We start from the raw sequence: 14,762 nt of genomic DNA on the forward strand, positions 1-14,762 counted from the left end.
GGTTGACACCTGCACTCGCAGTTTTGCGTCCTACATCCTGGATATGGGCGCGGAGGGTTTGCCGAGCCTCATATGTAAGAACATCTGCTCTTGCGCGTGCGCAGTGCCCCTCGGCGACGGGGGTGATCCACAGAAGAGAACAGCGAGAGATCCCAATCCAATGGAGGTTCGGGTGGACGCGTTGATCTATGGATACTTGCGTGATGATCTGGCCGATGGCCAGAGTGCCGAGCTAGAGGATGCGATGAGCAGCCTCGCTCGTGAGGAAGGGCTCTGCTTCGCTGCAACATTCCATGAATCGACTTCCGGTGACGGCACGGCATTCGCCGAGCTGACCCAGGAGCTCAAGCGGGCTGACGCGCACCATGTCGTGGTGCCGTCACTCGATCACTTTGCCGGCCAGACGATTCCGCGAGATATTCTGATCGCGAAGCTGGCCCAGGACGCGGCGGCCCAGGTGTGGACCATCGAGAGCTGCGCTCTTCGCGACGAGGCCCTTCGCGAAGAAGTTCTTCACGAGGACTGACCTGCGCCGCAGAATCGCCATCGTCCACGTCGCGACCACACCGGCCCCGAGTGATGCGAGCAGCGCCGCGACATGGTGTTGCCCGAACAGCGGATATACCTGCCAGTGCAGCAGATAGACGAATAACGAGCTGTCGGCGAGCAGCGCGGCCACCCCGGCCACCAGGGTGGGCACCCGCACCGCGGGCAGCCAGATCAACAACAGCAGTCCGGCCATGACGAGTCGCTCTCGGTCGAGAACGCCGAAGTAGCCGGGCACCGAGACCAGCAGCACCGCGCTCACCAGTAGCCGCTGCCAGATCGCGGTAGCCTTCGCGGCCGCCCAACCAAGGGCGAAGAACCAACAGGCCAGCGGTGAGAACGGCACATCCTTGGCCGGGTAGAGCCCGAACGACCAGATCCGGAACACCATGGTGAGCGACACCAGTCCCATGGCGAACCAGAACGGTTCACGGCGCGCGACAGCATCGATGAAGGGCACGCGCACCAAGAGCGCGGCCACCGTCATGAACAGCACCAGCACCTCGATGAACCACAGGTGCCCGGCGGTGTCGCTATCGCGTGGGCCGAGAATCTTATTGAGTAGCAACACGTTCTGCCAGCTGTAATAGTCGGTGAACAGCAGCGTGAGCGCCACCCAGGCCGCGGTCGGGATCGCGATGAGCGCCACGGTGCGCAGCGCGTTGCGCAGCCGTTCGGCGCGCGGGGTCATGGTGACCGCGAAGCGGGCGAAATTGAATCCGGCGACGCCGAGGAGCACATGCGCCGCCCCCCAGAGCACGAACATGCCGATATGCGAGCCCGCGATGAGCACGATCCCGGCGGCGCGCAGCAGGGTGGGAGTGTCCACCGAGCGGCCGAATGCGGTGTGGCCGTGGGGAACCCGCTCGAGCTCGGCGACGCTCAGATCCGGCCAGTTCGTGGGCAGTCGGCCGAGGGCGCGCTCGAGGCGGGTTGCGGTGGTGATGTAGGTCAGTGAGTTGCCGCCGAGGTCCACGAAGGTACTGTCGGGCCGGATCGAGGCGGGGTCGATGCCGAGGGCGATGGCGTAGAGCGCGCGGATATCGCGTATCGGCGGCTCGGGTTCGGGTGCGCTCAGTTGCCGGATCGCGGGATAGTCGGGCTTTCCGTTGGACAGGCGCGGTATTTCCGCGACAGCGCAGGCGTGGATGGCCGCGGCGGGCAGACCGGAGAGTTCGGCGGCGGTCGCGGCGAGCGATTCGGCGGGATTCTCGGCGGCGACGACCAACTGGTCGCCACTATCGGTGCAGCAGGCGGTGAAACCGGCGGCGGCCAAACCGGATTCGAGCCGCTGCAGGTCGATGCGCAGTCCGAAGACCTTCGCGAACCGGCTGCGCCTGCCCACCACCTGATACAGGCCCTCGGGGGTACGCAGCGCCAGATCGCCGGTGCGCAGGGAATCGACCGTGCCTTCGAGCGCGAGATCGCGCGGGCACCGGGCATAGCCCATCATCACGTTGGGGCCGTGATAGACCAGCTCCTCGTGATCGCTGTCGGGCACCGGCTCCAGGGTGAACCGGCCGCCGGGAATCGGTACACCGATGCAATCCGGATGCTTCCCGGCCAATGCCGGTGGCAGATAGGCCATCCGCGCGGTGGCCTCGGTCTGGCCGTACATCACTACGAAGTCCCATCCCGCGCGCTTGCCGAGCCGGGCATAGGCGCGGACCCGCTCGGGTGCCAGGCGACCACCCGCCTGAGTGAGGTAGCGCAGATCGGGCAGCCGCATCCGGTCGAAGCCGATGCGGTCGAGTAGATCGATGGTGTATGGGACGGCCGCGAACGAGGTCACCCGATGGTCGCGGAGGTGGTCCCAGAGCTCGTCGTCGAGGACCGACCGGTCGGTGAGCAGCAGGCTCGCGCCACGGAGTAGATGGCTGTGCACGACCGACAATCCATAGCAATAGAACATCGGAAGAGTCGTCGCGGCGCGATCATCGGCGTCGATGCCCAGATATTCGGCGATGGCCTGCGCATTCGACAGCAGGTTGGCCGCCGAGAGCCGCACCAGCTTCGGCGAACCGGTCGAGCCCGATGTGCTCAGCAGCAGCGCGAGATCCGGATGCAGGCGGTGCGCCGAGACCTCGCGCCGGATCTCGACCTCGTCATTGATCACGACATCGGGATCGTAGGTGGCCAGCAATTCGCCGGTGATCTCCGCGGTGAGCAGAACGACGCAGCCCGCGCTCAGCGCGCCCAGATATGCGACGAGGGAATCGATATCGTTGCGCGCCGCGAGCGCGACGAGCCGCCGGTTCGGTCCGAGCTGCCGCGCGTACTCCTCGACGAGCGCCGCCAGCTGCGCATAGGTGATCCGCTCCGAACCATCCGGCACCGATTCCGCTGCTGTGACGGCCGCCGATGGAGGTCTAGGGCAGAGGACGGCGATCCGGTCGTCGAAAGTGCGAAGGTGCGCGACGATCCGGTGAATAGTCACCCGAGGAGTCTAGATGGCAAGCCTATCCACACCGACGCGTGGCCCCCTGGCGAACTTTCGGTGAATTGTCCGAAGTCGAACCGCAACGGCCCGAACCGATTACAGCCCGAAGCTACCCGGACCCCGCCTGCGCAGGTACTTTTCGAATTCGGCTGCGATCGCATCGCCATCGATCTTGGCCATCGCATCGTTCATTTCGACGGCCGCGTCGCCGCGTTCCTCCAGCGAGCGCACATACTCGCTGATCTCGTCGTCGCCCACCGTCATCTCGTTGACGGCGGTCTCCCAATCCTCGGCCTGTTTGGGCAGCTCACCGAGGGGCACCTCGATATCGAGGACATCCTCGACGCGGTGCAGCAGCGCGATGGTCGCCTTCGGATTCGGCGGCTGCGAGACATAATGCGGTACGGCCGCCCAGAACGATACGGCGGGTACGCCCGCCTTCACACACTGATCCTGCAGCACACCGGTGATACCGGTCGGTCCCTCGTACCGGGTCTGCTCCAGGCTGAACCGCTCGGCGGCTTCCTTGCTATAGGCCGATCCGGTGACCGGTACCGGCCGGGTGTGTGGGGTATCGGCGAGCAGTGCGCCGAGGATGACAACGGTCTGCACACCGAGCTGTTCGATGAACTCGAGCAGATCCCCGCAGAAGCTGCGCCAGCGCATATTGGGTTCGATACCGCGCAGCAGCACCACATCGCGATCGCTGCCGGGCGGCGAGCAGACCGAGAGCATGGTGGAGGGCCACTGGATTTCCCTGGTCACACCGTCGACCTGACGCACCGTCGGCCGGTTGACCTGGTAGTCGTAGTAGTCCTCGGAGTCGAGTTCGGCCAGCGGCTCGGCATCCCAGATCAGTTCCAGATGCTCGACGGCGCCACTTGCCGCATCACCCGCGTCGTTCCAGCCTTCGAAGGCGGCGACCAGCACAGGATCCCGCAATGTCGGCAGTTCCGGCTCGGGTGACACCGGAGATTCACTGGAGTTCACCCCGGTCAGCCTACGGCGTGTGCGGACGTGGCGTTGAATTTGCGCGGTCGGCGCGGCACCCGGCGAGTCCAGCTGTCTGGGGCAGGTGTGGTGCCCGACACCGGCACGGTGGTTCGGCATGTCCTACCGGCCCACTACGCTTGATCACATGTCTGCGTCCAGCCCCGCCGCGTTCGATACCACGCTTCTCGACACGCTCCGTCGGCGTGTCGTCATCGGCGATGGCGCGATGGGCACGATGTTGCAGGCGGCCGAGCTCACCCTGGACGACTTCCGTGGTCTGGAGGGCTGCAACGAAATCCTCAACGACACCCGTCCGGACGTGCTGCGCAGTATCCATCGCGCCTATTTCGAGGCCGGTGCCGACGCGGTCGAGACCAATACCTTCGGCTGCAATCTGCCGAACCTCGCCGACTACGACATCGCCGACCGGATTCGCGATCTGTCCGAACGCGGCACCCGGCTGGCCCGTGAGGTCGCCGACGAGATGGGCCCGAGTGCCGACGGGACCCCGCGTTACGTGCTCGGCTCGATGGGGCCGGGCACCAAATTGCCGACGCTGGGTCATGCCCCCTATATCGCCCTGCGCGACGCCTACACCGAGGCGGCGCTCGGCATGCTCGAGGCGGGCGCGGACGCCGTTCTGATCGAAACCTGCCAGGACCTGCTGCAGGTCAAGGCCGCGGTCACCGGTAGTCAGCGTGCGATGGCCAAGTTGGGGCGGCGGATTCCGATCATTACCCACGTCACCGTGGAGACCACCGGAACCATGCTGGTCGGCAGTGAGATCGGCGCGGCGCTCACCGCGCTGGAGCCGCTCGGCATCGACATGATCGGATTGAACTGCGCCACCGGGCCGGATGAGATGAGCGAGCATCTGCGCCATCTGTCCAGACATGCGACGGTTCCGGTTTCGGTGATGCCGAATGCCGGTCTTCCGGTGCTCGGTGCGCACGGCGCGGAGTATCCGCTGACCCCCGAAGAGCTCGCGATCGCGTTGCGCGGCTTCGTCTCCGAGTTCGGACTCGCGCTGGTCGGCGGGTGCTGTGGCACGACGCCCGAGCACATTCGCCAGGTCACCGCCGCGGTGCGCGAGGTGGAGCCGACGCTGCCGCCGCTGGACGCCCGCCGCGAACCGGTGCACGAGCCGAGCGTATCGAGCATGTACACCGCGGTGCCGTTCGAACAGGACGCCTCGATCTTGATGATCGGCGAGCGCACGAATGCCAATGGCTCCAAGGCATTCCGCGAGGCCATGCTCGCCGAGGACTGGCAGAAGTGCCTCGATATCGCCAAGGACCAGACCCGCGACGGCGCGCATATGCTCGACCTGTGTGTCGACTACGTCGGCCGCGACGGCACCAAGGATATGTCGGCGCTCGCATCTCGGCTGGCCACCGCTTCCACGCTGCCGATCATGCTCGACTCCACCGAAGCCCCGGTCCTGCAGGCCGGTTTGGAACATTTGGGCGGTCGCTGCGCAGTCAACTCGGTCAATTACGAGGACGGCGACGGACCCGAATCCCGGTTCCAGCAGACGATGAAGCTGGTCGCCGAACACGGCGCCGCGGTGGTCGCGCTGACCATCGATGAGGAGGGGCAGGCCCGTACCGCCGAGAAGAAGGTGGAGATCGCCGAACGGCTGATCGCCGATATCACCGGCAACTGGGGTCTCCTGGAGAGCGATATCATCATCGACACGCTGACCTTCACGCTCGGCACCGGCCAGGAAGAGTCGCGGCGCGACGGCATCGAGACCATCGAGGCCATTCGACTGCTCAAGCAGAAGCATCCGGACGTGCAGACCACCCTCGGCCTGTCCAATATCTCCTTCGGCCTCAATCCTGCCGCGCGCCAGGTGCTGAACTCGGTGTTCATGCACGAATGCGTGCAGGCCGGATTGGATTCCGCGATCGTGCACGCTTCCAAGATCCTGCCGATCGCCCGCATCCCGGAGGAGCAGCGCGAGATCGCGTTGGATCTGGTCTACGACCGGCGCGGCGCGGACTATGACCCGCTGCAGAAGCTCATGTCGCTGTTCGAAGGGGTGTCTACCTCGTCGTCGCGGGCCTCGCGCGCGGAGGAGTTGGCCGCGCTGCCGCTGTTCGAGCGGCTGGAGCGGCGGATCGTCGACGGTGAGAAGGCCGGTATGGAGGCCGATCTCGATGCCGCCATGACCGAGGTGCCGCCGCTGCAGATCATCAACGAAACACTGCTGGCCGGCATGAAGACGGTCGGCGAACTGTTCGGTTCCGGCCAGATGCAGCTGCCGTTCGTGCTGCAGTCGGCCGAGGCGATGAAGGCCGCGGTCGCCTACCTGGAGCCGCATATGGAGGCCACCGACGCCAGTGGTAAGGGCCGCATCGTGCTGGCCACCGTCAAGGGCGATGTGCACGATATCGGCAAGAATCTGGTCGACATCATCCTGTCGAACAACGGCTATGAGGTCGTCAACCTCGGGATCAAACAGCCGATCGCGACCATCCTCGACGCCGCCGTCGACAAGAAGGCCGATGTGATCGGCATGTCCGGTCTACTGGTGAAGTCGACCGTGGTGATGAAGGAGAACCTGGAGGAGCTCAACTCCAAGGGCGTCGCCGACCAGTTCCCGGTGCTGCTGGGCGGTGCCGCGTTGACCCGCGCCTATGTCGAGAACGACCTCACCGAGGTCTATCACGGCGATGTGCACTACGCCCGCGACGCCTTCGAGGGCCTGCGGCTGATGGACGACATCATGACGCGTAAGCGCGGCGGCGGGATCGATCCGGACAGTCCGGACGCGATCGCCGAACGCGAGAAGGCGGCCGAGCGTAAGGCACGCCACGAGCGCTCCAAGCGGATCGCCGAACAGCGCAAGGCGGTCGAGGTGCCGGTCGAGGTGCCGGCGCGCTCCGATGTGGCCGCCGATCTGCCGGTTGCGGTACCGCCGTTCTGGGGCACCCGGGTGGTGAAAGGTATTTCGCTGCACGAGTATTCGGGACTGCTCGATGAGCGTGCGCTGTTCCTGGGGCAATGGGGTCTGCGCGGCCAGCGTGGCGGCGAGGGGCCGAGCTACGAGGAGTTGGTGGAGACCGAAGGGCGGCCGCGGTTGCGGTACTGGCTGGACCGGCTGTCCACCGAGAACGTGCTGCAGCACGCGGCGCTGGTGTACGGATACTTCCCCGCGGTCTCCGAGGGCGACGACGTGATCGTGCTGACGGAGCCGAATCCGGATGCGCCGCAACGGTATCGGTTCACCTTCCCGCGTCAGCAGCGCGACCGCTTCCTGTGCATCGCCGACTTCATCCGCTCGCGCGAGCGCGCCCGCGAAACCGGTCAGGTCGATGTGCTGCCGTTCCAGCTGGTCACCATGGGCCAGCCGATCGCCGACTTCGCCAACGAGCTCTTCGCGGCCGACAACTACCGCGACTACCTCGAGGTGCACGGCATCGGCGTCCAGCTGACCGAGGCACTCGCCGAATACTGGCATCGCCGCATCCGAGAAGAGCTGATGCTGGAAGGACATTCGGTCGCCGACTCCGATCCGTCGGACGTGCTGGAGTACTTCAAGCTCGGCTACCGCGGCGCCCGCTACTCCTTCGGCTACGGCGCCTGCCCGGAATTGGAGGATCGCGCGAAGTTGGTGGACCTGCTGGAGGCCAGCCGAATCGGCGTCGTGCTCTCCGAAGAACTGCAGCTGCACCCGGAACAGTCGACCGACGCCTTCGTCCTACTGCACCCGGAGGCGAAGTACTTCAACGCCTGACGAATCGGCCTCGGACCGGGTGGACGACGAAACCGTCGCCGCGCAGATCGACTCACCAGTGATCTGCCATGGGAGCGCGCCCGTGAGGTGTTACTCGAATCCGGCATCGAGGGGCGGTCGGGCGACACCGATCGGTCTGTTTCCGAGCTGAATTCGTTATCCGACCGGACGATGCGGTGTGATTCTCACCGCATCGAAATCCGCTCGCCGGTGCCGCGTTCGGTGCGTTCAGGGCCTTGATTACCTCGTGATATGCGAGAGCAATTGCGGCGGAAAGGGGTCGCGGGGCGACACGAGGGGGCGCGACGCGCGGGTGTGTTCCAGTGGCCGCGCCCGCCTGACCTGGGGTATCGGCTTCGGGTGGGCGTGGCGGTGGATGGATGTCGGTTGGGTATGACAAAGTCGGAACTGTTGGTACTGCATCCGGGGCAGTCGGCGGATGCGAGCGTCCTGCGGCAATTCGGGTGCAATGCACTTCGGCGCGTAGCATTTTCGAAGATTTCCGCTTACGCGCGGAGTGCGAGATGACTCGGCGGGCAAGCAGGAGGGGCTCAACACCATGACGGCGGACCGGTTGATCGCTGGACGGTATCGGCTGACGGATCCGATCGGCACGGGTGCCATGGGTGTCGTGTGGCGGGCGACCGACGTTCGGCTGCGCCGCACGGTCGCGGTGAAGCAGCTGCTGCTCGGGCCGGGTCTGTCCCGGTCGCAGGCGCTGGAGGCCAAACTGCGCGCCATGCGCGAGGGCCGCATCGCCGCGCGACTACACCATCCCAATGCGATCACCGTCTTCGATGTCGCCGAGGAGGACGGCCAGCCCTGGCTGGTCATGGAATACATGGACGCGCCGAGTCTGGCCGCGAAGCTCTCGGGCAAGCGCATGCTCGCGCCGACCGAGGTGGCGCGCATCGGCGCCCAGGTCGCTGGCGCGCTGGCCGCGGCGCATGCGGCGGGGATCATGCACCGGGATGTGAAACCGGCGAATCTGCTCGTCGGCGACGACGGCACGGTGAAGATCACCGACTTCGGCATCTCCCGTGCCGTCGGCGATGTGACGGTCACCGCGACCGGATTCCTGGCGGGCACACCGGCCTACCTCGCGCCGGAGGTGGCGCGCGGCGAGAATCCGGAACCGGCCTCGGATGTTTTCGCACTCGGTTCCACGCTGTACGCGGCGGTCGAGGGCAGCCCGCCATTCGGTGAGGGGGATAACGCACTCGCCGTCCTGCACGCGGCGGCGCGGGCGCAGGTGCCGCCACCACGGCATGCCGGGGAACTCGGTCCGGTACTGATGCGATTGCTGGCCGCCTCGATCGACGCGAGGCCCGATATGCGCGAGGCGAAGGCGGCGCTGGAGGCCGTTGCGGCGGGCCGCACTCCGGCATTGGCGACGACGCCAGCCACGACCAAGGTCATGCCGGCGCCGGGCGCCGCGATGACCGACTCGGACACGAGCGCGACGACGGTGCTGAACAAGCCGGGCGCGGGCCGTGCGGCCGATGCCAGGGAGGCGGCCGCCGTCGCACCGGCGGTCACCTTCGCGCCGCCGCCCGCACCACCGAGGTCCGGCGGCACCGTGCCCGGCGGTGGCGGCGGTGACGCGGGACAGAGTCGCGGCAGGCTGATCGCGGTCGCGGCGGCCGCAGCGGTCGCGGTGCTCGTGCTGGTCGCGGTGATCGTGTCGTCGCTGAAGAACGACGATCAGGGCGGCACGGCGGTCGGCTCCTCGACGCCGACCCCCGCGGCGAACAGTCCGGAGACCGCGCCGGAGTCGCCGATTGCGATTCAACCGGGGCAGCCCGAGCCGCAGGCACCGCCGAGCACCCAGCCGAGCACAACCGGCCAGCCGACGCCGACCTCTTCGGCCAAGCCGACGACCACCGCGCCGCCGACGTCCATTACCACCACCCCGTTCGGTCCGGCCACCGCGGACCGGATCTCCCAATTCATCTACGGTTATTACGGGATGCTGCCCGGCAATGCGCAGGGCGCGTGGTCGCAGCTCACCCCCTCCTATCAAGCCCAGACCGGCGGCTTCGGGTCCTATTCGCAGTTCTGGTCCACCGTCCGCTCGGTGAGCGTGGGCGCCGTCACAGCGAACGGTGAGAACCGGGCGGTCGTTTCGCTTACCTATAGCCTGAAGAACGGCTCGACCACATCGGAGAACCGGTGGATCCAGGTCGCGTCGGATAACGGGCGATTGTTGATCGCCGCGTCGGGTTTGTAGAGGTTAGGGAGACGGATCGGGTGACGGCTCGGCTTGCCGGTGTGCTGTGGGATATGGACGGCACGCTGCTCGATTCGGAGAAGCTGTGGGATATCGCCGTGCGGGAACTGGCACGTGCGCACGGCCACGAGATGAGCGACGAACTGCGGCATTCGCTGATCGGCGCATCGGGGCCGAACGCACTGCGGCTGATCTTCGACGGCCTCGGCATCGAGCCGACGCCGGAGACGGTTCGTGCCGCGGGCGCATTCATCGATCGGCGGGTGACCGAGCTGATGGCGGGCCCGATCCCGTGGCGTCCCGGTGCGAAGGATGCGCTGTCGCTGGTACGCACCGCCGGGCTGGCGACGGCATTGGTCACCAATACCAAGCGGTCGCTGACCGAATTCGGGCTGGATACCCTCGGCCGCGATTTCTTCGACGTATCGGTCTGTGGTGACGAGGTCGCGCACGGCAAGCCCGCGCCCGAGATCTATGTGCGCGCCGCCGAACTCCTCGGTGTGCACCCGCGAGACTGTGTGGCACTCGAGGATTCGCCGACCGGCGCGGCCGCGGCCACTGCGGCCGGCTGTGCCGTCATCGTGATCCCGTGCGAGATACCGGTTTCGGATGCGCAGGGGCGGGTATTTCGTAATTCGTTGGTGGGGTTGACCATCGACGATCTGGAAGACGCACTGCGCGTGCGAGGTTGAACCGCACTCCTGGACAACCGACCCGCGTTCGTGACCGTTCATGATCGCTGGCCCCGCCTGATCGTGGACCGATACTCCCGTCCTCGGCATAGTGAGAGTTACTGTGCCGCAACGTAAGTGCGCGCTGTTGGTAGGTGTGACCGTAGTCACCGGCAACTTTATCGAATCCCGGGCGTGTCGGCGGCCTCTCCAACCAAAATTACGCCATGGCAGCGACGGGTGTCCTGGACGAGATCGTCGATACGGCACGGTATCCGCTGGCGGATCCGAATAGCGAAGCCTGGCGGGCGGCTGTGGCTCGCGCCCGCGCGGAGCTGGCCGATGGCGGCTGCACGGTGCTGCGAGAGTTCATTCGTCCGGAGCTGATAGAGACCTTGCGCGCCGAGGGCGAGGCGATGGCCCCGGATGCGCACTACAAGGTCGAGCGGGTCAACGCCTACAACATTCCGCTGGATACCGAACTCCCACAGGACCATCCGGGGCGCATCGTGCTGGAACGCGGCAATGCGTTCGTCCCACGCGACCGCATTCCGGTCGGTGCGCTGATCCACCGGCTCTACACCAGCGAACTGTTCCAGCGGTTTGTCGCGGACTGTTTCGGGCTGGCCGAACTGCACGAATTCGCCGATCCGCTGGCCGGATTGTGTCTCAACGTGGTGGCGCCGGGAATGTCGCATCCCTGGCATTTCGACACCAACGAATTCACCGTCAGCATGCTGACCCAGCCCGCCGAGACCGGTGGGACCTTCGAATACTGCCCGAATATCCGCTCACCCCATGCCGAGCAACTCGACGATGTGCGTGACGTGCTCACCGGTTCCGGTGCGCGACTGGTCCGGCGCCTCGAGCTGCGCCCCGGCGACCTGCAGTTGTTCCAGGGCCGCTACTCACTGCACCGCGTTTCACCGGTCGAGGGCGGCGTGGCACGGCATTCGGCGATCTTCGCCTATACCGATCGGCCCGGTGTCATCGGCACCGTGGAACGCACCCGCCAGCTGTTCGGGCGGGTGCTGCCCGATCACCTAGCCGCCGCGGCCGACGCCGTCCGTGGCGATCGGTTGCTCGACTGAGAGGGACGACATGCCAGTGCCGTTGCATACGACCGGGAAAGCTTCCTTCGACGACATCTATGACCGTCCCGATCCACGCGATTACTACGCCCGGATGTCCGAACTGGACTACCGCATACCGGAACTGGCGAAACCGTTCTTCCAGCAACAGATCCGGGAGTACCGCGCCTCCGCCCGCGTCGCCGCACCGACCGTGCTCGATATCGGTTGCTCCTACGGTGTCAACGCGGCTCTGCTGCGCTTCGACACCAACATGAGCGATCTGGCCGATCACTACCGTGCGGCCGAGGACGCCGACCAGGCCGCGCTGATCGCTCGCGACCGCGCCCGCCTCGACGCCCGCGACCAGCTGCCCGGTGTCCGCTTCATCGGCATGGATGCCGCCCGCCCCGCGCTGGCCTATGGGCACGCCGCCGGATTCCTGGACGACACGGTGCACGCCGATCTCGAGGCCGCCGACCCGACCGACGAGCAACGCCGTACGCTGGCGGCTGCGGATATCGTCATCTCGACCGGCTGCGTGGGATATGTCACCGAGAAGACGCTGGCGCGTGTCGCGCTGGCGCACCCGCATCGGCGGCCGTGGATGGCACACTTCGTGTTACGCATGTTCAGCTTCGAACCGATCGCCGCGGAACTGGCCGCGCTCGGCTACCACACCGAGCAAGCCCCCGGGGTGTTCGAACAACGTAAGTTCGCCTCCGACAGTGAACGCACCCAGGTGCTGAATACCTTGGCCGCCAACGGTATCGATACCGCCGGCCAGGAAAGCACAGGCTGGCTGCTCGCCAACCTGTACATCTCGCGACCGTTCCCGAAATACGCCGACCCCGAGGACCCGCATTGACCGAACGCACCTTCGCCGCCGACGACCACCTGCCCAGGGTGCCCCTGCCGACGCTGGAGGACAGCGGCGAGCGGTTGCTGCAGTGGTGTGCTCCACTGCTGACCGCCGACGAATTCGCGACCACCGAGGCCGCGGTCGCCGACCTGCTACGCGCCGATGGACCCGGCCGGAAGCTGCACGCCGCATTGGCCGAATACGACGCGACCCCCGGCGTCGGCAGCTGGCTGGATCTGTTCTGGCCGTCGCGCTACCTGGGCCGCCGCGATCGCATCGCGCTGAACGCCAACTTCTTCTTCCTCTTCCGCGATGACACCCCACTGGCCAGCTCCACCGGTGATTCGCAGGTAGAGCGCGCGGCCGGGATCATCGCGGCCGCGGTTGATTACAAGTTGGCGCTCGATGTCGAGGCGATCGCACCGGTCACCCAGCGCGGGCAGCAGCTATCGATGTGGCAGAACAAATACCTGTTCTCCGAGACGCGGATTCCAGGGGAGATCCAGGATTCCGTGCGAGTGCCCTACAGCGACGAATGGCCCGGTCCCTCGCAGGCACGGCATATCGTGGTGTTCTTCCGCGGCAGCATGTTCCGGATGGATGTGATCGGCCCGGAAGGTGTGCCGTATTCGCTCGACGATCTCGCCGACGGGCTGCGCGCGGTGCTCAAGGCCGGTGCGCGTTCGGCCCGCACCGACACCGCCGTCGGACACCTGACCACCAAGGCGCGGGCCGAATGGGCCGCCAGTAGACAGGTATTGCGCGCCGATCCGGCCAACCTGGCGGCGCTGGACACCATCGAGACGGCGCTGTTCTGCCTGTGCTTGGAGGACTTCACCCCGCGCGACGAACTGCAGGCCTGCGACCAACTGCTGCACGGTGACAGCGCCAACCGCTGGTTCGACAAGTCGGTATCGTTCACCGTCTTCGGGGACGGGCAGGCCGGCATCAATGTCGAGCACTGCGGGCTCGACGGCACCACCATCCTGTCCTTCGTGGACACCCTGCTGCAGACCCCCGCCGCCGAACATGCCACCCGGTCCGGGGCGCAGCCGCAAGGACTGCCAGCAGTCGAGGCGATCGAGTTCGTCCTCGATGCGTCCCAGCGCGCCGATATCGCCGGGGCGGGCGCGGCGTTCGCCCGCTATGCGGCCGAGAATGCCACCGCGACAGTATCTTTCGATTTGGGCACGACGCGCGCCAAGCAACTCGGTATCTCACCGGATGCCTTCGCTCAGCTGAGTTATCAACTGGCGCACCGGCGCAGCAAGGGGCTGACCGGGGCCACCTACGAATCCATCGCCACCCGGCAGTACCGCAACGGCCGCACCGAGGCCATGCGCGTGGTGACACCGGAGATGGTGGCCTTCGTGGACGCGATGCAGGATCCGGCCCTCGCCGATGCCGACCGGCTCGCCGCGGCGCTGACCGCCGCGAACGCGCACGTCCAACGTGCCAAACACTGCCAGGCCGGTGACGCGCCCGAACAGCATCTGTGGGAACTGGAGTGGATCCAGCGCCGCCGCGGTGCCGAACTCGGCGTCACCGACCCGATCCCGCTCTACACCAGCCCGGGCTGGACGATCATGCGCGACGACTACCTGAGCACCAGTTCGGCCCCGTCGGTCAATATCCGCTACTTCGGCTTCGGATCGACCAGTCCGAAGTGCATCGGCATCGCCTACGTACTGCTCCCGGACCGGTGGAACCTCTATCTGGCCACGCCGAAGGCGGTCGCCAATGAGATGCACGCCTTCGCCGACCACCTGCGCACCGCCGTCGCCGACCTGGAGACCCTGCTCGCCGGAGCCTGATCCGCCGCACCCCATCCCCGTCGCTCCGGCCCCTGCCGGGCCGACGGGGATGTCCCGCGTTATGGGCCGGAGCAACAGCCCCGCACACGGGTCTGAAACAATGGCTCACCGTGAAGAACTTCGAAACCCTGTTCGCCGAGCTGCAAGATCGTGCGCTTACCCGCCCCGAGGGGTCGGGGACCGTCGCGGCATTGGACGCGGGCGTGCATTTCCAGGGTAAGAAGGTGCTCGAGGAGGCCGGGGAGATCTGGCTGGCCGCCGAGCACGAGGGCGACGAAGCGCTCGCCGAAGAGATCTCGCAACTGCTCTACTGGGTCCAGGTGCTGATGGTGGGCCGCGGGCTGAAGCTGGACGACGTGTACCGACATCTGTGACGGCGCGTCGATCCGTAGTT

General features: G+C 66.5%; 9 protein-coding genes. 7 read left to right on the forward strand and 2 right to left on the reverse strand.

The genetic code is table 11. From position 1 onward, the window contains the following. Nucleotides 1-379: 379 nt before the first annotated feature. Together ACQP1G_RS19095 and ACQP1G_RS19100 are read right to left on the reverse strand one after the other, a co-directional pair. Nucleotides 380-2,983, reverse strand: coding sequence for an AMP-binding protein (locus ACQP1G_RS19095; protein ID WP_433206014.1), 2,604 nt, complete (start codon nucleotides 2,981-2,983; stop codon nucleotides 380-382). A 99-nt stretch (nucleotides 2,984-3,082) separates the two neighbouring features. Further along, entirely contained in the window at nucleotides 3,083-3,976 is an 894-nt protein-coding gene (locus ACQP1G_RS19100) for a PAC2 family protein (protein WP_433206017.1), read from the reverse strand. Nucleotides 3,977-4,124: 148 nt separating this feature from the next. Here ACQP1G_RS19100 and metH point away from each other — a divergent pair, with 148 nt between their 5' ends. The 7 genes from metH to ACQP1G_RS19135 all read left to right on the forward strand — a co-directional run bounded on the left by metH (nucleotide 4,125) and on the right by ACQP1G_RS19135 (nucleotide 14,742). Beyond that, nucleotides 4,125-7,721, forward strand: a complete 3,597-nt coding sequence (metH, locus tag ACQP1G_RS19105) for a methionine synthase (RefSeq protein WP_433206020.1) — start codon at nucleotides 4,125-4,127, stop codon at nucleotides 7,719-7,721. 517 nt (nucleotides 7,722-8,238) lie between these two features. Then, nucleotides 8,239-9,951, forward strand: a complete 1,713-nt coding sequence (locus ACQP1G_RS19110; RefSeq protein WP_433206023.1) for a protein kinase domain-containing protein — start codon at nucleotides 8,239-8,241, stop codon at nucleotides 9,949-9,951. A 20-nt stretch (nucleotides 9,952-9,971) separates the two neighbouring features. After that, nucleotides 9,972-10,643, forward strand: coding sequence for an HAD family hydrolase (locus tag ACQP1G_RS19115; protein WP_433206026.1), 672 nt, complete (start codon nucleotides 9,972-9,974; stop codon nucleotides 10,641-10,643). Between the two features lie 206 nt (nucleotides 10,644-10,849). Beyond that, nucleotides 10,850-11,713, forward strand: a complete 864-nt coding sequence (locus tag ACQP1G_RS19120; RefSeq protein WP_433206029.1) for a HalD/BesD family halogenase — start codon at nucleotides 10,850-10,852, stop codon at nucleotides 11,711-11,713. Between the two features lie 10 nt (nucleotides 11,714-11,723). Then, nucleotides 11,724-12,560: a class I SAM-dependent methyltransferase gene (locus ACQP1G_RS19125; protein ID WP_433206032.1), complete on the forward strand. Its 837-nt coding sequence runs from the start codon at nucleotides 11,724-11,726 to the stop codon at nucleotides 12,558-12,560. Next, the gene (locus tag ACQP1G_RS19130) at nucleotides 12,557-14,368 is read left to right on the forward strand and encodes a choline/carnitine O-acyltransferase (RefSeq protein ID WP_433206035.1); all 1,812 of its coding nucleotides are present in this window, start codon (nucleotides 12,557-12,559) and stop codon (nucleotides 14,366-14,368) included. Before ACQP1G_RS19125 ends, ACQP1G_RS19130 begins: the two co-directional genes overlap by 4 nt. A gap of 92 nt (nucleotides 14,369-14,460) precedes the next feature. After that, nucleotides 14,461-14,742, forward strand: coding sequence for a phosphoribosyl-ATP diphosphatase (locus ACQP1G_RS19135; protein WP_433208646.1), 282 nt, complete (start codon nucleotides 14,461-14,463; stop codon nucleotides 14,740-14,742). Nucleotides 14,743-14,762 lie beyond the last annotated feature (20 nt).

It is taken from the genome of Nocardia sp. CA-107356 (assembly GCF_050946365.1).
Lineage (GTDB): Bacteria > Actinomycetota > Actinomycetes > Mycobacteriales > Mycobacteriaceae > Nocardia.